Raw genomic sequence first — 20,080 nt, 5'->3', positions numbered from 1 at the left:
TATCACTCCCGCTTCCGTGCTCCAACCAGCACCGGGCACATCCCCCGTTGTGTTGCAAGTTCTGCCGGCGCTCGTCACCGGCGGGGTGGAACGCGGCACCATCGACATGGCCCTCGCCCTGGTGGACGCGGGCTGGCGGGCCGTGGTGGTCTCGCAGGGCGGGCCCATGACCCGCGACCTGGACCGCGCCGGCGTGCCCCACGTGACCTTGCCCGTGGCCACCAAGAACCCGGCCCGCCTTGCCCTTAATGCCCGGCGTCTCGCCCGGGTGATCAAGGAGCACGAGGTCAGCTTGGTGCATGCCCGCAGCCGCGCCCCGGCTTGGAGCGCCCTGCGCGCAGCCCGCGCGGCGGGACTGCCCTTTATCACCACGTTTCATGGCACCTATACCCTGGGGCCGTTCGACATCAAAAAAGAGTATAACCGCATCATGACCCAGGGCGATCGGGTGATCGCCATTTCCCACTTCATTGCCGATCACGTTCGGGCCGTTTATGGCGTCGAGGACGCGCGGCTGCGGGTGATCCCGCGGGGGATCGACACCCAGGTGTTCGATCCCGAGCGGGTCAGTGCCGAGCGCATGATCCGTCTGGCCCAGCGCTGGCGTTTGCCCGATGGTCTCCCGGTGGTCATGCTGCCCGGTCGTCTGACCCGCTGGAAGGGTCAATCCGTGCTCATTGAGGCCCTGGCCCGCCTGGGCAATCCAAACGTGCGCTGCTTGCTGGTCGGCTCGGACCAAGGGCGCGACGGCTACCGCGCCGCCCTCGAAAATCAGGCCCAGGCCCTGGGGGTTGCCGATCAGGTCCACTTGGTGGACGAGTGCGACGACATGGCCGCCGCCTACATGGTTACCGACGTCGTGGTCTCGGCCTCCACCGACCCGGAAGCCTTTGGCCGCGTGGTCGCCGAGGCCCAGGCCATGGGCCGGCCGGTCATCGCTCCCGCTCATGGCGCCGCCCCCGAGATCTTGGAGCCCGGCCCGGCCCGCTGGCTGGTACCGCCCGGCGATCCGGCTGCCCTGGCCGAGGCCTTGGCCCAAGCCCTGGCGATGGATCCTACGGCCCGGCGCCAAGGCGCCGCCTTGGCCCAGGCCCAGGCCCGCCAGTTGTTCTCCAAGACGCTGATGACCGAGCGGACCTTGGCCGTTTACCGTGAGGTGCTCCTGGGCGAGCCGCCTCGGCCCGATCTGGCACCGCGTCCGCTCGGCGCGTGAGTTCCTCTTTCTTCGGCTGCGGTGCCTCATGGTGATTCCCCCCGTTCCGGCCCGCCCCCCCCGGCCGAATCCTGGTCATCAAGCTCTCGGCCCTGGGCGATGTGGTGCAGGCCCTGGCGGCCTGTGCCGTGGTGCGGCGCCATCATGCCGGCGATCACATCACGGTCCTGACCACCCGGCCTTATGCCGGGCTGCTGGGGCAGAGCCCGTATTTCGACGCCGTGGAAATCGACGATCGGCCCTCGCTCCTGCGCCCGCACGCTTGGCTAGCGTTGCGCCGGCGGTTGCGTGCCCCGGTCTATGACAGGGTCTACGACCTGCAAACCAGCGACCGCTCGGGCTGGTATTTCCGCCTGATGCGTCGTTGCCCCAGCCCCCACACCCGCCGTATGATCCGCCAATGATCAATCCGCGCCCCCCCCGCACACCCCGAGCCCGCGCGCCGTGCTGGGCGTCGGGGTCGCCACCGCCTGCCCGGCGGAACACCTAGCGATCCTGGCCCAAACAACCCTGGCAGAAGCCGGCCTGGACCCCACAGCCCTCAGCGCCCTGGCCACCCTAGCAGCCAAGGGCGCCCATCCGGCCATCCGCGCCCTGGCCCTCGCCTGGGACCGGCCCCTTCTTGGCTTTGCGCCCGAGATCTTGGACGCCCAGCCCATTCAAACGCCCTCAGCTCGGGTACAGGCTCAGATCGGCTGCCGCGCGGTGGCCGAAGGGGCGGCCTTGGCTGGGGCCGGGCCGGGCGCCCGCCTTCTCGTTCCCCGGCGCAGCGCCGGCCTTGCCACCTGCGCCCTGGCGCTCCTGGAGGTTTCATGACCGTGCATTTCATCGGCGCCGGCCCCGGCGCCCCGGACCTGATCACCGTGCGCGGGCTGCGCCTGATCCAGCGCTGCCCGGTGCTGCTTTATGCCGGCAGCCTGATCCCGCGCGCCGTGATCGACGAGGCGCCCCCCGACGCGCGCCTCACCGACACCGCCCCCCTGACCCTTGACGAGATCATCGCCCTGATCGCCGAGGCCCACGCCCAGGGCCTGGACGTGGCCCGCCTGCACTCGGGCGACACCAGCGTGTACAGCGCCATGGCCGAGCAGATCCGCCGCCTCAAGGCCCTGGGCATTCCCTATGACATTTGCCCCGGCGTGCCGTCGTTTGCGGCGGCCGCCGCTGTTTTGGGTCAAGAACTGACGCTGCCCGAGGTGTCGCAAACCCTGGTGCTCACCCGCACCTCGGTGCGCTCCTCGCCCATGCCGGCGCGCGAGAGCCTGGAAATTCTGGGCCAGAGCGGCGCCACCTTGGTGTTGCACCTGTCGATCAGCAACATGGCGAGCGTGGTGGCCAGCCTCAGCCCCTTGTACGGGCCCACCTGCCCCGTGGCCGTGGTGTTTCGCGCCACGTGGCCCGATGAACTGGTGATCCGGGGCTGCCTTGCCGATATCGAGGAAAAATCCACAAGGCCGGTCTGATCCGCACCGCCTTGGTGTTTGTTGGCCCGTCGATGGCCCAAACCTGCTTTGCCGACAGCCACCTTTACGCGCCCGAGCGCGACCGTGGCGCCGGCATTCCCCCCGGCCGCCACCCCCCCAGCACCTGAGGGTCCTGGGGAGCCCCGCCTCCCCAGCCTGCTTTTTTCAGCCCTCCTCCCCGCCAGGCTCCCGGGCAATCCGGCTGGGGAGGGGAAGGTCCTGCCCCTTGTATTTGGCGGTCGGGCTGGAGGCATAGGGCTTGGAGGTCGGTGAGAGCAGCATCTCGAAGGACAGGGCGCAAATCCGCATGCCCGGGCGCAAGGCCAGCGGCAACGGCCCGCAGTTATAGAACTCCAAGGTGATCTTGCCGTCCCAACCGGGATCAATGGTGTGGGCCGTGGCATGGACCATCAGGCCGAGGCGGGCCAGACTGGAGCGGCCATCCAGGCGCCCGGCAATATCAGCCGGCAGACCCACGCGCTGGACGGTGATGCCCAGGGCGAACTCGCCCGGATGAAGATAGAAGGCTTCACCCTGCGCCACCTCGACCGAGCCCATGATGTCCTCGATGTTCTGGCAGGCTTGGCCTTCGGGCGGGGCGAGATCGATATGGCTGGCCTTGCCCGGCTGAAACACCCGAAAGGCGCTGCCTAACTGTAAGTCCACCGACATGGCGCCCAGGCGCGCGGGATCGGGCGGAGGCTCGATGAGAATACGCCCCTCGGCCAGGGCGCGCCGGATATCGGTATCCGAGAGTTTCATGTCGGGAACTCGTGCCGCGAGGGAAAATAGGACCGTGTCTTTTGATCCCATGAACGCGCCTTAAAATCCAGTGTCACGGCGAGAAAGGGAAAAAGAGAAGGCTGGAAAGGCGCGGCCTCCCCAGACCCCTCGCTTCCCGACCGTCCGGGCGTTTTGCAAGGATTCTCTTGATAAGAGCCCCCCCTATGTCTATAAAGGACTCCAAAGTCCCGTTCTCGCGTGTGACCTTCGGCGCTCGCTTTCCAGCGCCTCCCCTAAGGTCCCGGGGAGGGACCGTCTCCAGGGAGAAGGGCGCCCATGAACCAGCTCACACAGACCAGAGAGAGCCGCGCTCTCACCCCTGTCTCCGGGACTGGCGCGCTTTCGACGGTGGACGAGCAGGTGTTCGTGACCATCTACGTCGAAAAGCAGCTGTTCGGCATCCAGGTCGAGCGAGTCCAGGATATCCTGATCCCGGAAAAAATCGCCCGCATCCCCCTCGCCCCCCCCGAAGTCGCCGGTGCCATCAATCTGCGCGGCCGCATCGTCACCGTCATCGAAGTCCGCAAGCGCCTCGGCCTGCGCACCAAGAAGGAGAAGGGCAGCGTGATGTGCGTCACCATCGAGCAGGGCAACGAGCTCTACAGCATGATGGTCGATTCCGTCGGCAACGTCCTCACCTTGCCCCTCTCGCGCATTGAACCCAACCCCACCACCATGGACCCGCGCTGGCGCGCCGTCTCCAATGGCGTGGTCCGGCTGGACGGCGAACTGATGGTGGTCATGGACGTGGACGCCTTCCTGACCTTCAACACCCTGTAGACCTTCGCTCTTCGCACCGAGGGGTCCGGGGAGGCCACGCCTCCCCGGCTTTTTTTAGTCCGCCAACGTCTCCAGCAAGGGCCCCAGGTGGCTCTCATACGCCCGCCAGCGCGCCACCGACCGGGTGGTGATGGGCTGGCGTACCTGCCAGCGGCTGGCCGTGGCCACGGGTTGCACCCGGCGCTGATGAAAGGCCAACACGGCCGGATCCCACGACAGCCCGACAAAATCAAGCAAGCGCCGGCTCTCGGTCTCGGGATCGGCAACCAGGGCAGCATAGTCGAGGGTCAGCAGCGGCAGCGGCAGCACCGTCTCCCAGTGAGCCTTGAGCCGCAACGAGGCCCGGGCATAGCGCCCCAGGGTCCGCAGGTCGTGGCGGTAGGCATGCGCGCCCATAAAATTCTGAAAATGCAAGGACAAGCAGGTGTCAGCGAGATCGCGCTGGCAAAACACCACCCGAGCCCGGGGAAAGGCCAGGGCGATCAAGCCCAGCCGCAGAAAATTGTTGGGCAGCTTGTCCACCACCCGCCGGGCCCCTGCCCCGCCGAAGTGGGCCAGGGTCTCCAGATAGGCCGCAGTGAACGGAGCCAGGGTCTCGGGCCGCAGCCCCGCCACACAGGCGGGATAAGCCTGGGTGCCGTCGCCGGTCAGCCAGGGCAGTTCGGCCTCCAGACGGGGAAAGTGGGTCAGCTCGCCGGCGCCACCGGCCTCGGGATGGCTGGCGATGATCTGCTCGACCAAGGTGGTACCGGAGCGCGGCAGGCCGACCACGAACACCGGCACCTCGGACGGCGAGCCCACCCCGCGCAGGCGCTCGAACAGGGCCGGCGTAAAGGTGTCGATCAGCGCCGCGACCTCGTCGTCATGGGCGTCGGCATCGAAGGGCTGGAGCCGGCCCTTGGTCTGGTTGGCCACGCTGTAGGCGGCAAAGGCGGCGTCCCATTCCTTGCGGTCGTCGTGAACCTTGCCGGCGGCGTAGGCGAGATCGACGCTCAAGCCCCCCTGGGCCCGCGCCTCGGCCTCGCGGGCCAAGATGCGGTCGGCAGCGGGCACATCGGGCCCCATGCGGCCGGTGGTGGTCAGGGCCACGGCAATGGAATCGTCGGCCGGCGCCAGATCCCAGGCCTTTTCCAACGCCGCGCGCCCGGCCTCGAAGCGCCCGGCGCGCACCAGCACGTCCCCCAGCAGGCGCCACGCCCAGGCATCGTCGGGGATGTCGGCGATCCAAGCCCGCACCTCGGCCTCGGCGGCCTCGACCTGCCCCTCGGTCATCAGCACGGTGATCAGGTTGCGCCGGATCAGGCGATCGTCGGGAGCCAGGGCCCGGGCTTTTTGTTGCAGCGCGACCGCCTCGGACAAGCGGTTGTCCTGCATCAAGAAGGTGGCGGCATCGTTGAGAACGCGCGGCGCCTCGGGCGCCTGGGCCACCGCCGCCCGCCATGCGGCACGGGCGGCCGTGTAGTGGTCAAGCCGGGCCAGGGCATGGGCCCGCAGGACCAGGGCCGGAACCAAGCCCGGCGCCAGGGCCAGGGCCTTGTCGGCCGCCGCCAAGGCACGGTGGGGCAAGCCGGCATCCAAGAAGGCCTGGGCCTGACTGAGCAGAACGACCGGCGACCGGGGGGCCAAGGCAGCGGCCCGGGCGAAATGGCGCAGGGCCTCGTCGGTTTCGCCCAGCAGCCCCAGGCAACTGCCGAGGTTGAGGTGGGCGTCGGCGTGGTCCTTATCGAGGCGCAGAACCTTGCGAAACGCCTGGGTCGCGCCCGCCAAATCGCCTTGCTCCCGGCACGCCAAGCCCTGGAGCAGCCAGCCCTCGGCGCTGCGGGGCTTCAGGAAAAAAGGGAAGGCTGGGGAGGCGCGGCCTCCCCAAACCCTCATTCTTTCGGGAAAGGAGGGGTTTGGGGAGGCCGCGCCTCCCCAGCCTTCCCTTTTCTCTCTGCCTGCTGTCGGAAGACCGGCCCTTTTCAAGCAGCCCCCGACATGATCCAATAGCGATCCTTCTTTTCTCCGCCCATCCCCGCGAGGATTGCGTGAAGCCCCCCACGGCCCAATCCCCACGCCTGACCGCGCTGCGCGCCCTTTTGCATAAATCGGCGTTTGTCGCTCTGGCGGCCCTAGCCTTTGCCGTCATGCTGTTGGGCAAAGCCGACACCATCTTGGTGGAACGCATGCGCTCGACCGTGATCGACGCCGCCGCGCCCTTGCTGGACATCATGTCCAAGCCGGCGGAAAACGTCGCGGCCGTGTTCGCCAACCTACGCCAGCTTACCGTGCTCCGGGCTGAAAACGAACGCCTCCTCATGGAAAACGAGCGCCTGATGCGCTGGCAAGCCGCAGCACGCCAGCTTGAGGCGGAAAACGAAGCCCTGCGCGCCCTCTTGAACTATGTCCCCGACCCCAAGGCCCAGTACATCACCACCCGGGTGGTGGCCGATACCGGGGGATCCTTTGCCCGCTCCCTGGTGGTGCTGGCCGGCCAGCGCAACGGCGTGCGTAAGGGACAGGCGGTCCTCTCGGGCGAGGGGCTGGTGGGGACCATTGTGGACTCGGGCCAACGCTCGGCCCGCGTGCTGCTGCTCTCAGACATCAACAGCCGCATTCCGGTGTTGCTGGAAGAAAGCCGGGTGCGGGCCATCTTGGTGGGCGACAACGAGGACATGCCGCAGTTGCGCTTCCTCAAGGAGCGCGCCTTGGTGCGGCCCGGCGACCGGGTGGTGACCAGCGGCGACGCCCGGGTGTTCCCGCCCGGCATTCCCATCGGCGTGGTGGCCAGCGTGGACGAAAAAAACGGCATCCGGGTCGATCTGTTCGTCGAGCAAGGGCGGCTTGACGTGGTGCGCATTGCCGACTTTGGCCTGTCGGGGATCCTCCCTGACCAGGGCGGGATGTGATGGCCCTGCCAGGTGGCGACCTCGGACGCCCGACGCTGTGGCAACGCCTGGACTGGTTGGCGCGGAAGCTGGTTCCGGGCGGCCTGACCTTGATTTTGCTGCTGATGAGCGTTTCACCCTCGCGGCTGCCAGGCTTTGTCCACGTGGCCCCCATGGTGGCCTTGATCAGCGTCTATTACTGGGCGGTCACGCGGCCCGGCGCCATGGGCTATGGCACGGCCTTTCTCCTGGGCTTGGTGGAGGATTGCCTGACCGGGGCGCCGCTTGGGGTGGGAGCCTTGACCTTGCTGGTGGTGCAAGCGGCCGTGGCCTCTCAGGTTCGCTATTTCCTGGGCAAGCCGTTTCCCGTGGGCTGGTGGGCCTTTCTGCTGATGGCTCTTGGGGCCGCGTCCGTCAAGTGGCTTGCCGTTTCGGCTTTTCATGCCCAATTCGTGGATGGCACGGCCTTGATGTTCAGCGTCTTGCTGACCGTCACCATGTTCCCAGCCTTTGCCTGGCTGTTTGGCCGGGTCAGCCATATCGTGTTTCGGGAGTCCTGAGGGTTATGCAGCGCGACGGCGATCGAACGAAGCTGTTCACGCGGCGGGCCGCCATGCTGGGCGGCATCCAGAGTGCCCTGATCGCCACCCTGGTGGGCCGCCTTTATTATCTTCAGGTGGTCGAATCCGATCGCTACAAGACCCTGGCCGAGGACAATCGCTTTAATCTGCGCCTGATTCCCCCGCCGCGCGGTCACATCACCGATCGCTTTGGCGAGCCGCTGGCCATCAACCGCCAGAACTACCGGGTGAGCCTGATCGGCGAGGACATTTACCGCCGGGCCCGCACCTCGGCCCAGCGCGAGGCGGCGGTGGCGGCCATCTTGGACGCGTTGGGCCAGATCGTGCCCCTCTCCGACTACGACCGGGCCCGGGTCCAGCGCGACCTCAAACGGCGCCGGGCCTTTGTGCCGGTGACCATCCGCGAGACTCTGGCCTGGGAGGAGATGGCAAGCATCCAGGTCAACAAGCCCGGCCTCCCCGGCATCATCATTGAGGAAGGCCTGACCCGCTTTTACCCCCAAGGCGCGCTGGCCTCCCACCTGCTGGGCTATGTCTCCAGCGTGTCGGAAGAGGAACTGACCGGCGATCCCCTGCTGGAACTGCCGGGCTTTCGCATCGGCAAGCAGGGCATTGAAAAGGTCTACGACCTCGCCCTGCGCGGCCAAAGCGGCACCACCCGCGTCGAGGTCAACGCCTTTGGCCGGGTCATGGACGAGCAGATGACCGAGGAGGCGCGCTCGGGCGCCGAGGTCGTCTTGACCATCGACATGCGCTTACAGGAATTCGCCTCGCACCGCCTGGGCGAGGAAAGCGCCTCGGTGGTGGTGATGGATGTCCATACCGGCGAGGTGCTGGCCCTGGCCTCGACCCCGGCCTATGATCCCAACGCCTTCACCCGCGGCCTGTCGAGCCAGGAATGGCAGGAGCTGGTCAAAAACCCGCGCTCGCCCCTGACCAACAAGGCTATTGCCGGGCAATACTCGCCGGGATCAACCTTCAAGATGGTGGTGGCCCTGGCCGGCCTGGAAGCCGGGGTGATCAAACCGCAGCAAACGGTGTTTTGCCCCGGCCATATGCAGTTGGGCTCGCACCGCTTCCACTGCTGGAAACGCGGTGGCCACGGCTCGGTCAATCTGGTGGATGCCCTGGCCCAGTCCTGCGACGTCTACTTCTACGAGGTGGCCCGGCGCTGCGGCATCGACCGCATCGCCGACATGGCCAAACGCTTCGGCATCGGCGAGATGCAAAACCTGGGCCTGCCCGGTGAACGCCTGGGCCTGATGCCCAGCCGCGCTTGGAAGACCGCCACCATGGGCGAACCCTGGCACCAGGGCGAAACCCTCAACGCCGGTATCGGTCAGGGCTATGTCCTGACCACCCCGCTGCAACTGGCCGTGATGACAGCCCGCCTTGCCAACGGCGGCCTGCGGGTCAATCCGATTTTGTCGCGCATGCCCACCAAGCCGCCGCCCGGCGGCTTCATGGCCGCCAACGCCGCCCCCGAGCCCCCGCCCCCAGCCTCCATGGGGCTGGCCAAAATGCACCTCGATGTCGTGTGCGCCGGCATGTCGGCGGTGGTCAACGGCCCCCGCGGCACGGCCCGCGCCGCGGCCATCCCGGTTCCGGGCTGGGAAATGAGCGGCAAAACCGGGACCACCCAGGTGCGCCGCATCACCATGCGCGAGCGCGAAACCGGCGTGCGCAAGGAAGAAAGCCTGCCCTGGGAACTGCGCAACCACGCCCTTTTCGTGTGCTTCGCCCCGGAGAACGCCCCCAAATACGCCCTTGCCCTGTGCGTTGAACACGGCGGCGGCGGCTCCAGCGCGGCGGCCCCCATCGCCCGCGACATCATGCTTGAAACCTTGCGGCTCGATCCGGCCCGGCGCCGCCCCGGCGAGGAAACCCCCGTCGCCGCGCTCCCCCCCGAGGCACGCGCCCTTTTGGAACGGGCCTACGCGGCTGCCCAGGTCGCCCTGCCCGATGCCGATGGAGCCGCCGATGGCGACGACAGCGCCGACGAAACCGGCGATACCGGGGAGATCATCGTGCGATGAAATTAGGCCATGAAGTGGCCGGCGCCCGGCTGCGGCGCGGCGACCTCTCGCTCAGTGAAAAATTCTGGCAAATTAGCTGGTCCCTGGTCTTGCTGGTGGCCCTGACCTCGTGCGTCGGCTTGGGCATGCTCTACTCGGCGGCCGGCGGCGACTGGGACCCCTGGGCCGACCGCCAGGCGGTACGCCTTGTTGTCGGCCTGATCGGCATGATCGGCATCGCCCTGGTCGATATCCGCTTTTGGATGCGCTATGCCTACACGTTCTACGTGGTGGTGCTGGTCTTGCTGGTGGCGGTGGAGGTCAAGGGCACCATCGGCATGGGGGCCCAGCGCTGGATCGACCTGGGCTTTTTCCAGCTCCAGCCTTCCGAACTGATGAAAATCGCCCTGGTGCTGTCGCTGGCCCGCTATTTCCACGGCGCCCACCTCGACGACGTGCGCCGCCTGCCTTTCCTGATCCCCCCGCTCCTCATGGCTCTGGTCCCCTTCGCCCTGGTCCTCAAGCAACCCGACCTGGGGACCGGCTTGATGCTCGTCGCCGGCACCGCCGGCATGCTGTGGATGGCCGGGGTTCGCTTGTGGTTGTTCATCGTGGCCGGCCTAGGGGCGCTGGCGGCGATTCCGGTGGCCTGGGAGTTTCTCCACGATTACCAGCGCCAGCGGGTGCTGACCTTCCTCAATCCCGAGCGCGACCCGCTGGGGGCTGGGTACCACATTTTACAATCAAAGATTGCTCTTGGATCGGGGGGCCTGTTCGGCAAGGGCTACATGAGCGGCACCCAGGCCCACCTCAACTTTTTACCGGAAAAGCAGACCGACTTTATCTTCACCATGCTGGCCGAGGAGTTTGGCATGGTCGGCGGGGTTTTGCTGCTTTCGCTGTACGTGGTCTTGCTGGTTTACGGCTTTGCCATCGCCTTTCGCTGTCGTCACCAGTTCGGCCGCCTGACCGCGCTAGGCGTCACCACCACGTTCTTTCTCTATGTGTTCATCAACACCGCCATGGTCATGGGGCTCATCCCGGTGGTTGGGGTGCCCCTGCCCCTCATCAGCTACGGCGGCACCGCCTTGATCAATCTGCTGATGGGCTTTGGCTTGCTGTTGTGCGTGTTTGTCCATCGCGATGTGCAGATTGGGCGGCATGCGGCGTTTGATGATTAAGGGGGAAGGATAGAAAGGAAGGCTGGGGAGGCGGGCCTCCCCAGACCCCTCCTCTCCTTTTTGGGGGGAAAATCGGCTCTCGGGCAAAAAAGGGCTTTACGGGAGGGGCTGAACTTGGTAAATACCCGTCCCTCGGCGCTGGCCACCAACGAAAACAACGACTTCGTCGGTGGGGGCTTCGAGAAACGGTTGGTTTCAGGGCGCATAGCTCAGTTGGTAGAGCAGCTGACTCTTAATCAGCGGGCCGTAGGTTCGAGTCCTACTGCGCCCACCATCGTGAAACCGATCTTGGGGATTGGGGCGCATAGCTCAGTTGGTAGAGCAGCTGACTCTTAATCAGCGGGCCGTAGGTTCGAGTCCTACTGCGCCCACCACTCCCCCCCTTCCCTCCTCTGAGGGCGCATAGCTCAGTTGGTAGAGCAGCTGACTCTTAATCAGCGGGCCGTAGGGGGCTACTTTGGAGCGTCTGCTGGTCACCCATGGCCACGTCGATCACGTGGGGGCCGTTGCCACCTTGCAGCGGCGCCTGGGCCTCCCCGTTGAGGGGCCGCATCAAGACGATGCCTTCTGGATCGAGGCGGTGGCCGATCAGGCCCGGCATTTCGGTCTCGACGAGGGCGAGCCCTTCACCCCCACCCGCTGGCTTGTCCACGGGGACACGGTGACGGTCGGCGAGGAGACCTTGGATGTCTTGCACTGTCCCGGCCATACCCCGGGGCATGTGGTGTACTTCTCCCCCTCCCGTCGCCTAGCCCTGGTCGGGGATGTGCTCTTTCGCGGCTCGGTCGGCCGCACCGATTTTCCGCGCAGCAACCACGCCCAACTTTTGGCCTCCATCCGTGACCGCCTGATGCCGCTGGGCGATGATGTCGCCTTCATCCCCGGCCACGGCCCAGGCTCCACCCTGGGCGAGGAGAGGGCGAGCAATCCGTTCCTGGGCCCCCACTTCTAACCCGGCCCCAACAAGCCGAGGGGTTTGGGGAGGCCGCGCCTCCCCAGCCTTCCCTTTTTTGCTGGCCGTGTCTTAGGTGTTGCGACGCCAGAAAACCCCCCCATATCAACGCCAACAAGGACGCTGCCCAAAGGGTGCCCACGACGGGGCCCGGGGGCATCGGTCCAAAAGACCACCGAGGCGGATCATGGATCTCGAAAAACTGACGGATCGCTCCAAAGGGTTCCTTCAGGCTGCGCAGACCATTGCGTTGCGCGAAACCCACCAGCAGGTCACCCCGGAGCACCTCCTGAAGGCCCTGCTCGACGACAAAGAAGGCATGGCGGCCGGCTTGATCACCGCCGCTGGCGGTGATGCCGAGCGCGCCGGCAAGGCCATCGACCAGGAAGTTCTGCGCCTGCCCAAGGTGGAAGGCGCTACCCAAATGTATTGGGGCCAGCCCCTGGCCCGGGTCCTGGATCAGGCCGGGCAACTGGCCGAGAAAGCCGGCGACAGTGTTGTCACCGTCGAACGCCTGTTGCTCGCCTTGGCCTTGGCCCAGGGGACCCCGGCCCAGCGGGTGCTGGCCGACGCCGGCGTGACCCCGCAAGGCCTGAACCGCGCGATCGAAACCCTGCGCAAGGGCCGCACCGCCACCTCGGCCGGCGCGGAAAACCAGTATGACGCCCTCAAGCGCTACGCCCGTGACCTGACCCAGGCGGCGCACGACGGCAAGCTCGATCCGGTGATTGGTCGCGACGAGGAAATCCGGCGCACCATTCAGGTTCTCTCGCGGCGCACCAAAAACAATCCGGTGCTGATCGGCGAACCCGGCGTGGGCAAGACCGCGATCATTGAAGGCTTGGCCCTGCGCATCGTCAACGGCGACATTCCCGAAAGCCTGCGCCACAAGCGCCTGATGGCCCTCGACCTGGGCGCCCTGGTGGCCGGCGCCAAGTATCGCGGCGAGTTCGAGGAGCGGCTCAAGGCGATCTTGACCGAGGTGAGCGCGCGCGAGGGCGAGATCATCTTGTTCATCGACGAACTGCACACCCTGGTCGGCGCAGGTGCGGCCGAGGGGGCGATGGATGCCTCCAATCTGCTCAAGCCCGCCCTGGCGCGGGGCGAACTGCATTGCGTGGGGGCCACGACCCTGGATGAGTATCGCAAGCACATCGAAAAGGACGCGGCCCTGGCTCGGCGCTTCCAGCCGGTGTTCGTGGCCGAGCCCACGGTGACCGATACCATTTCCATTTTGCGCGGCCTCAAGGAAAAATACGAACTCCACCACGGGATCCGCATCAGCGATTCCGCCTTGGTGGCGGCGGCCACCTTATCAGACCGCTATATTGCCGATCGTTTCTTGCCCGATAAGGCCATCGATCTGATGGACGAGGCGGCAAGCCGCTTGCGCATGCAGGTGGACAGCAAGCCCGAGGCCTTGGATGAACTCGACCGCCGGGTGATCCAGCTCAAGATCGAGCGCGAGGCCCTGCGCAAGGAAACCGACGCGCCGTCGCGCCAGCGCTTGAACGATCTGGAAGGCGAATTGGCTGATCTGGAGTCCCAGGCCCAGGTCCTGCTTGACGCCTGGGAGCGGGAAAAGGGCGGCTTGGCCGATGCCACCCGGCTCAAGGAACGCCTGGAACAGGCCCGGCTCGATCTCGACACCGCCCGCCGTCAGGCCGACTGGGCGCGGGCCGGCGAACTGGAATACGGGATTATTCCGTCCCTGACCCGCGATCTCGCCGAGGCCGAATCCACCGACAAGGGGGGGCGCTTGGTCAACGAGGTGGTGAGCGAGGAGACCATCGCTCAGGTCGTCTCGCGCTGGACTGGCATTCCGGTGGACCGCATGCTGGCCGGCGAGCGGGAGAAGTTGTTGGCCATGGAGGAGGCACTGGCGGCCCGAGTGGTGGGGCAGCGCGAGGCGGTGGTTGCCGTATCCAACGCCGTGCGCCGGGCGCGCGCCGGTCTGGGCGATCCCAACCGGCCCATCGGCTCCTTCTTGTTCCTGGGGCCGACCGGCGTCGGCAAGACCGAACTGACCCGGGCGTTGGCCGCCTTCTTGTTCGACGACGAGCAGGCCATGGTCCGCATCGACATGTCGGAATACATGGAAAAGCACGCGGTCTCGCGGCTGATCGGCGCGCCGCCGGGCTACGTGGGCTATGACGAAGGCGGCGCCTTGACCGAGGCGGTACGCCGTCGGCCCTATCAGGTGATTTTGTTCGACGAGGTGGAAAAAGCTCATCCCGACGTGTTCAATGTCTTGTTGCAGGTCCTCGACGACGGCCGCCTGACCGATGGCCAGGGCCGGACCGTGGACTTTCGCAATACCTTGATCGTCTTGACCTCCAATCTGGGGGCCGAGGTGCTGGCCGGTCAGCCCGAGGGCGAGGACTCCGCCATGGTCCGCGACGCGGTCATGGCCGAGGTGCGGCTGGCTTTTCGGCCCGAGTTTCTCAATCGTTTGGACGAAATCCTGCTCTTCCATCGCCTGTTCCGGGAAAACATGGCCGGCATTGTCGAGATCCAGACCAAACGGTTGGCCGAGCGGCTCAAGGAGCGCAAAATGGCCCTGGAGATCGACCCTCAGGCGCGGGACTGGCTGGCCGAGCACGGCTACGATCCGGCCTACGGCGCGCGCCCGCTCAAGCGGGTGTTGCAGCGTGCCTTGGAGAACCCTTTGGCGACCATGGTGCTCGACGGCCGCTTGGTCGATGGCGATACGGTGCGGGTCTCGGCCAACGAGTGGGGGCTGGTGGTCAACGACCAGTCCTTGGGCCCAGTGAGCGCGTGGTAAGGTGAGCCCGCTGCCCGCCTTGTCTGTTAGTGCGGCCGCGGTAGAAGCCGCCGTTGATTGCGCGGCGGTCCGCTACGTGGCGGCGCGTCGAGAGCGGGTGGAGTCCTTTGTGGACGCCACCTACTCCTGGGGGCCGAGCTTGGATCTCCATCGCCACGCTCTTGGCTGGGATGTGGCCCGCGCCCCCCTCAATGCCTTGCTGGCCGTGCCGCAGGTCTCTTTGATGGCGTCGGCCCGGGGGCTGGAGGCCGTGGGGCGGCACTGGCGTCCGGCCGGGCGGCTGGGGACGCGCCTGGGGCGTCTGACCTTGATGCTGCCCACCGACGTCGGGCGCGAGATCAGCTTTCGGCTGTACCGCGATTTTCTTGAACTGCCCTTTGAGGCCGGGGGCGGGCGGGTGACGACCCGGGACGCGCTGGCCGAGGCCGTTTTGAGCGAACCGCTGCTGGCCGAGCTGGCTTTGAGCGCGGCGCGGGCCGTGGCCGCCCGGGGCGACGATCCGGTCTTTCGGGCCCGGCTGACCGCCGCGCTCAAGGCTTATGTCGGGGGGCGCGCCGCTGCTGCCGACATGGTGAGCACGCTGGCCTGTCTGGGGGCCGGGATGGCCGTGACCCACCATCTGACGCCGGGGACCTGGGGCTTGTCCACGGCCTTGGCCGGGATGGTGGCGCAGAAGCTGGCGGTGGCGAGCTTTCCCTTGGGGCCCGGGGTTGGGGCCTTGTGGCATGGGGTGATGCCGGCAGCTGCCTCGGGGGCGGTGCTGGCGGCCTCGGCGGCCACCGTGATGAGTGCGGCAGCCGTGGTCGGCGCTTTCGCCGGCGTGGTGGCCGATCCGCTCCAGCGCGCCCTGGGGCTGCATCAACGGCGCTTGCACCGGCTGGTCGATACCCTGGAGGCCGATCTCCGAGGCGACGGCGATCGACCACTGGTGTTGCGCGATCACTATGTCGCGCGGGTTTTCGATCTGGTGGATCTATTGGTGGCGGTCCATCGGGTGGCCGGCGGACGGGGCGCGGGGTAGCCCGGTGGGGTTGGGGCCCTGTCGCCGCGCATGAGCAGTGTTTTTATCAAGAGGAGGAGATGATGGCGATTTCGTTGAGCAAGGGCGGTAATGTCAGCCTGTCCAAGAGCGATCCCAGCTTGAAGCGGATCCTGATCGGTCTGGGCTGGGACGTCCGCGCCACCGACGGCGCCGATTTCGACCTGGATGCCTCGGCTTTCCTGCTGGGTGCTACCGGTAAGGTGCCCAATGACTCGGCTTTTATTTTTTACAACAACCTGAAGTCTGCCGATGGCTCGGTCGAGCATACGGGGGACAACCGCACAGGCGTGGGTGACGGCGACGACGAGGCGATCAAGGTCAATCTCGATCAGGTCTCGGCCGAGATCCAGACCATTGCGATTACCGTCACCATTCACGAAGCCCAGGCGCGCCACCAGAGCTTTGGGCAGGTGCGTAACGCTTTCATTCGGGTCGTCAACGACGAAACCGGCGTCGAGATCGCCCGCTTCGATCTCAGCGAGGATTCCAGCACCGAAACGGCCATGGTGTTTGGCGAGGTCTATCGTCACGGCGCCGAATGGAAGTTCCGGGCCGTGGGCCAAGGCTACGCCGGCGGTCTCGCCGCGATGTGCACCCAGTACGGCATTAACGTGGGTTAAGTCTGGCGACGCGGGGCTTGCCGCTGGGGCGGCAGCCCCGCGTCACCTCGTCTGATATCCGTCCTGCGCGGGATCGAGGACCGGTCCTGGGTCCGACAGGCTCACGACCCGATTGCGCCCAGCGGCTTTGGCGGCATAGAGCGCTTTGTCGGCTCGGCCTAACAGATCTTCAAACCCGGTATCGGCCGGTTGCAAGGTGGTCACGCCGATACTGACGGTCAGGCGGACCGGGTGGGCGGTGGTTGAGAGCACGGTTGTTTGCTGCTCCACGGTGGAGCGCAGGCGGTCGGCCAGGATCAAGGCTCCCTGGGCGTCGGTTTCGGGCAAAATGATCGCGAACTCCTCGCCTCCCAGGCGGCCGACCACATCAAGATCGCGCGTTACGGCGGCCATGGTCGAGGCCAGGGCCTGGATGGCGCGATCGCCCGTTGGGTGGCCCCAGGTGTCATTGATGGTCTTGAAGTGGTCGATATCGACCATGAAGACGGCCAAGGTGGCGGTGTAGCGTCGAGCTCGGGCCACCTCATGACTGCCGATGGTCATGAACTGGCGTCGGTTGGCCACCCCCGTGAGGGCATCGGTCGTGGCGAGGATGCGCAAATCCTCACGTTGGCGCACGGCCACCAGATGGGCGTGCAGGGCAAGGGCGGCGAGGATGACCAGGGCCAGCAACCCGCCGGCGAGCTGCCACGCCCGGCGCTCCCACTCCCCCAGGCTGCCCTCGAGATCGAAGCCAACGATCAGGACCATAGGGATGTTTTCGATTTTGCTGAGGGCATAAGTTCGCCGACGGTTGTCCCAAGGCGAGGTGGCCTCGAACGTGATGCTGGAGCGCTGTCGGCCGAAGGCGGGCTGGGGAGGTAGGGGGGCGCGTCGGCCGATGGCGGTGGGCAAAGGGGGGTTGCGTGCAAGCAAGGTTCCCTCGCCATCAACCAGGGCGACCACCTCGCTGGGGTCGATGACGATCGACGAGATCCAGCTTTGGGTAAACGAAAGGTCGATGGCTGCGAGGACGCCCCCTTGGAGGGTTCCATCCGCGGTGATGTTATTGCGCGAGATCAGGATTGAGGGGCGCCGCGACGCTGATTTTTCGGCCGGGATGTACTGGATCGAGGAGTGCTGGTCGAGGGCCGGGTCGGGGGTGTCACAGATTTTTTGGTGGCTTTTGAAACCGATCAGATGGGGGTCGGCGGCGGCGACAAAAACGCAGTCGGCCCCATATACCGAGATGCCGACCACTCCGGGAACGCTGGCCGCCTTTTCCTGGAGCCAGACGCCCAGGGCACGCTGGCGGTCGGGGGAGGGGGCGGGCAGGTCGTCGGGGCCGAGTTTTTCCTGGATATCGCGTAACACATAGTCCACGGCCACCAAGGTGGTGCCGAACCATTGGCTCATGAACTGGCTTTTTTGCAGCGCAAGATCGGAGCGTTCCTGGAGGAGGCGGGTGCGGCTGTCGCGCAAATCCACAGTCAGCCACAAACCAGCCCCGGCCAGGGCCGCAAACATGATTCCATAGATCCCGAGGGCGGCAGGGAAGCGTTTATTCCGTGGGGGGCTTCTGCCCTGGATCATTCCGGCAGCCGTTTGGGGGAGTGTTTAGGGGACAGAGGATCTATAACGTTTAGGATACTCTGGATACTGTTCCAGGGAAAGGGAAAGCATGGTCTTTTCCGGCGAAGCCGGCCTCCGGCCTTGCTAAACGCGCAACTCCTGACCCATATAGTCGAAGCCGCTTCGCTGGGTAGGGGAAGGGGAGACGTGAGCCCCCCCCCTCCTTCGGGAAGGAAGCCTTCGGAAAAGCTCCCCTTCGGAAAATTAAAGTGTTTTGCTCGCTTTCACGGCAAACCTTCGGTAAGAGGAGCTTAACACGCCCCGGCTAAAATCGGCCCCGGCGTCGCAGTCCGGCGCTTGTGGGATCACCCTGGACACACGACAGGTTTCATGCGGCTTAAGTGCTACACCGCTGACAGCATGGCCGAGGCCATGGCCGCCATCCGGGCCGAACTGGGCGACGATGCGATCATCGTTTCGACCCAGCGGGCGTCGGACGGGAACGGTGTGCGCATCACCGCTGCCCTGGAACACGACCCGGTTGAGGATGACATTTATCAAGCCTTGACCGGCGCACGACGCGCCCCCCACGGCGATGCCGTGCGCGAGGCTTTGGAGTTCCATGGGGCGCCAGCGCGCCTGACCGAGCTTTTGGTTAATCTCGCCTCCGCCACTCCGGCCCACGATGCCATTGGGGCCTGCGCCGGGGCCTTGGATCAGGTTTTTCATTTTCTCCCCATGCCACAGGGGGCGGCGTCGCGCCCGGTGTTGCTGGCCGGGCCGCCGGGGACGGGCAAGACCATCGCCGTGGCCAAGCTGGCGGCGCGGGCGCGTCTCACTGGCGGCGCGGTGGGGGTAATCACCGCCGACACCGTGCGGGCCGGCGCCCAGGAGCAATTGGCCGCTTTCACGCGCATTTTGGAGGTCGATCTCAAAAAGGCGCGCGGCCCTGAGGGCTTAGCGACCCTTGTTCCCAACATGCAGCAGCAGTATGGGGTCATTTTCATCGACAGCCCCGGGCTTAATCCTTTTTCCCAGGACGATATGGATTATCTGCGGTCGCTGGTGGCGGCGGTGCCCATGGATGTGGCCCTGGTGCTGAACGCCGGAACCGATCCCATGGAAGCCATCGAAATCGCCGAGGCTTTCGCCGAGGCCGGGGCCTCGCGAATTCTTGCGACCCGCCTGGACATGGCCCGTCGTCTTGGCGGTATACTGGCAGCGGCGGAAGCCGGCGCCCTGGCCTTCGGCGACGTGTCGATCAATCCGCGTGTCGCCAACGGGTTGTGCCCCATCAATCCGGTTTCCCTCGCCCGCCTTATCCTTCCCCTGGAGGAGGACATCCCACCGGAGGACGGGGTGGGTGCCTATGCCGAGGACGACGACGTCTCGCCCTATTCGGAGGCCCTGTGACCGGCATGAGCAGCGAAGCACCCACCCTCGGGACCCCGTTCCCGTCCATGGCGCCGCGCTCCGCCGGGACCAAGGTCCGCATGCGCAATATCCTCGCCATTGCCTCGGGCAAGGGCGGTGTTGGCAAGACGTGGTTCGCCGTCACTTTGTCACACGCGCTGTCCAAGCGTGGGTGCCGCACCTTGCTGTTTGATGGCGATCTGGGACTGGCCAACGTCGATATTCAGTTGGGCCTGATGCCCGCCCACGACCTGGGCAGTGTGATCGCCGGCAAGAAAACCCTGCATCAGGCGACCACTCCCTATCCGGCCGGGGGCTTTGATGTCATTGCCGGGCGCTCCGGGTCGGGCAGTCTTGCCAACATTCCGCCGGGGCGGCTCCAGATCCTGACCGAGGATCTGTTACTCATGAGCCAGAGCTATGATCGGGTGATTTTGGATCTGGGCGCCGGGGTCGGCAAGTCCATTCGCCTGCTCTCGCGTGCCGCTGGGGCCATGCTCGTGGTCACCAGCGACGAACCGACCTCGCTGGCCGATGCTTACGCCTTCATCAAGATCACCGCGATGGAGCGCCGGGACGTGGATATCCGCGTCGTGGTCAACGCCTGCAATTCCACCCGTGAAGGCGAGCGGACCTATCAGACTCTTCTCAAGGCCTGCCAGGGCTTTCTCAAGATCAGCCCACCGCTGGCCGGCATCGTGCGGCGCGACACCCGGGTCCGGGAGTCCATCCGCAACCAGACCCCCATTTTGACCCGGTATCCCAATGCCGAGGCCGCCATGGATGTGGAGGCCATCGCCGAGCGCTTGCTCCAGGGATAGGCCGGCGCCGGAG

Annotated in this window: 18 protein-coding genes and 2 tRNA genes; 17 read left to right on the top strand and 3 right to left on the bottom strand. The window is 66.2% G+C overall.

Going from position 1 to position 20,080, the window contains the following annotated elements; all coding sequences use genetic code 11:
* Positions 1-16: 16 nt before the first annotated feature.
* The 4 genes from RSPPHO_RS08205 to cobM all read left to right on the top strand — a co-directional run bounded on the left by RSPPHO_RS08205 (position 17) and on the right by cobM (position 2,676).
* Positions 17-1,213, top strand: coding sequence for a glycosyltransferase family 4 protein (locus RSPPHO_RS08205; RefSeq protein WP_242390611.1), 1,197 nt, complete (start codon positions 17-19; stop codon positions 1,211-1,213).
* A gap of 101 nt (positions 1,214-1,314) precedes the next feature.
* Entirely contained in the window at positions 1,315-1,617 is a 303-nt protein-coding gene (locus RSPPHO_RS08200) for a glycosyltransferase family 9 protein (protein WP_197535635.1), read from the top strand.
* Between the two features lie 40 nt (positions 1,618-1,657).
* Positions 1,658-2,029 (top strand): cobalamin biosynthesis protein, encoded by a 372-nt coding sequence (locus RSPPHO_RS08195; protein ID WP_014414797.1) that lies wholly within the window; start codon positions 1,658-1,660, stop codon positions 2,027-2,029.
* The gene (gene cobM / locus RSPPHO_RS08190; protein ID WP_014414796.1) at positions 2,026-2,676 is read left to right on the top strand and encodes a precorrin-4 C(11)-methyltransferase; all 651 of its coding nucleotides are present in this window, start codon (positions 2,026-2,028) and stop codon (positions 2,674-2,676) included. Before RSPPHO_RS08195 ends, cobM begins: the two co-directional genes overlap by 4 nt.
* Positions 2,677-2,841: 165 nt before the next feature.
* Here the strand turns inward: cobM and dcd are convergent, their stop codons facing one another.
* A complete protein-coding gene (gene dcd / locus RSPPHO_RS08185) occupies positions 2,842-3,438 on the bottom strand; it encodes a dCTP deaminase (RefSeq protein WP_041794764.1) in 597 nt (198 codons plus the stop codon).
* A gap of 297 nt (positions 3,439-3,735) precedes the next feature.
* Between dcd and RSPPHO_RS08180 the strand changes: the two genes are divergently transcribed.
* Positions 3,736-4,239: a chemotaxis protein CheW gene (locus RSPPHO_RS08180; protein WP_014414794.1), complete on the top strand. Its 504-nt coding sequence runs from the start codon at positions 3,736-3,738 to the stop codon at positions 4,237-4,239.
* 54 nt (positions 4,240-4,293) lie between these two features.
* Here RSPPHO_RS08180 and RSPPHO_RS08175 read toward each other — a convergent pair whose 3' ends face one another.
* Positions 4,294-6,114: a tetratricopeptide repeat-containing sulfotransferase family protein gene (locus tag RSPPHO_RS08175; protein ID WP_157879142.1), complete on the bottom strand. Its 1,821-nt coding sequence runs from the start codon at positions 6,112-6,114 to the stop codon at positions 4,294-4,296.
* Positions 6,115-6,266: 152 nt separating this feature from the next.
* On the opposite strand from RSPPHO_RS08175, the gene mreC reads away from it, so the two are divergent.
* The 10 genes from mreC to RSPPHO_RS08120 all read left to right on the top strand — a co-directional run bounded on the left by mreC (position 6,267) and on the right by RSPPHO_RS08120 (position 16,282).
* On the top strand, positions 6,267-7,127 hold the full coding sequence (gene mreC / locus RSPPHO_RS08170; protein WP_041794763.1) for a rod shape-determining protein MreC: 861 nt from the start codon (positions 6,267-6,269) through the stop codon (positions 7,125-7,127).
* Positions 7,127-7,666, top strand: a complete 540-nt coding sequence (gene mreD / locus RSPPHO_RS18350) for a rod shape-determining protein MreD (RefSeq protein ID WP_041794762.1) — start codon at positions 7,127-7,129, stop codon at positions 7,664-7,666. The genes mreC and mreD overlap by 1 nt, the downstream gene beginning before the upstream one ends.
* 5 nt (positions 7,667-7,671) lie before the next feature.
* Entirely contained in the window at positions 7,672-9,723 is a 2,052-nt protein-coding gene (gene mrdA, locus RSPPHO_RS08160) for a penicillin-binding protein 2 (RefSeq protein WP_081581687.1), read from the top strand.
* Positions 9,720-10,883 (top strand): rod shape-determining protein RodA, encoded by a 1,164-nt coding sequence (gene rodA / locus RSPPHO_RS08155; RefSeq protein ID WP_014414789.1) that lies wholly within the window; start codon positions 9,720-9,722, stop codon positions 10,881-10,883. Before mrdA ends, rodA begins: the two co-directional genes overlap by 4 nt.
* Positions 10,884-11,081: 198 nt before the next feature.
* Positions 11,082-11,157: transfer RNA gene (locus RSPPHO_RS08150), tRNA-Lys, on the top strand.
* Positions 11,158-11,181: 24 nt separating this feature from the next.
* Positions 11,182-11,257 (top strand) — tRNA-Lys (locus RSPPHO_RS08145).
* Positions 11,258-11,340: 83 nt separating this feature from the next.
* Positions 11,341-11,835, top strand: a complete 495-nt coding sequence (locus RSPPHO_RS18855) for an MBL fold metallo-hydrolase (protein WP_014414788.1) — start codon at positions 11,341-11,343, stop codon at positions 11,833-11,835.
* 187 nt (positions 11,836-12,022) lie between these two features.
* On the top strand, positions 12,023-14,620 hold the full coding sequence (gene clpB, locus RSPPHO_RS08130; RefSeq protein ID WP_041794760.1) for an ATP-dependent chaperone ClpB: 2,598 nt from the start codon (positions 12,023-12,025) through the stop codon (positions 14,618-14,620).
* 1 nt (position 14,621) lies between these two features.
* On the top strand, positions 14,622-15,641 hold the full coding sequence (locus RSPPHO_RS08125; protein WP_014414786.1) for a DUF6635 family protein: 1,020 nt from the start codon (positions 14,622-14,624) through the stop codon (positions 15,639-15,641).
* Positions 15,642-15,700: 59 nt separating this feature from the next.
* A complete protein-coding gene (locus RSPPHO_RS08120) occupies positions 15,701-16,282 on the top strand; it encodes a TerD family protein (RefSeq protein WP_014414785.1) in 582 nt (193 codons plus the stop codon).
* Between the two features lie 42 nt (positions 16,283-16,324).
* Here the strand turns inward: RSPPHO_RS08120 and RSPPHO_RS08115 are convergent, their stop codons facing one another.
* Positions 16,325-17,788, bottom strand: coding sequence for a sensor domain-containing diguanylate cyclase (locus tag RSPPHO_RS08115; RefSeq protein ID WP_242390610.1), 1,464 nt, complete (start codon positions 17,786-17,788; stop codon positions 16,325-16,327).
* A 435-nt stretch (positions 17,789-18,223) separates the two neighbouring features.
* On the opposite strand from RSPPHO_RS08115, the gene RSPPHO_RS08110 reads away from it, so the two are divergent.
* Together RSPPHO_RS08110 and RSPPHO_RS18850 are read left to right on the top strand one after the other, a co-directional pair.
* A complete protein-coding gene (locus RSPPHO_RS08110) occupies positions 18,224-19,246 on the top strand; it encodes a flagellar biosynthesis protein FlhF (protein ID WP_041794759.1) in 1,023 nt (340 codons plus the stop codon).
* Positions 19,247-19,251: 5 nt separating this feature from the next.
* Positions 19,252-20,067: a MinD/ParA family protein gene (locus RSPPHO_RS18850; protein WP_051014010.1), complete on the top strand. Its 816-nt coding sequence runs from the start codon at positions 19,252-19,254 to the stop codon at positions 20,065-20,067.
* Positions 20,068-20,080 lie beyond the last annotated feature (13 nt).

Source organism: Pararhodospirillum photometricum DSM 122 (genome assembly GCF_000284415.1).
In the GTDB taxonomy this organism is placed as follows: Bacteria; Pseudomonadota; Alphaproteobacteria; order Rhodospirillales; family Rhodospirillaceae; genus Pararhodospirillum; species Pararhodospirillum photometricum.
The sequence above is the reverse complement of the archived record's forward strand: the minus strand, read 5'-3'. Positions and strand labels throughout refer to the sequence as shown.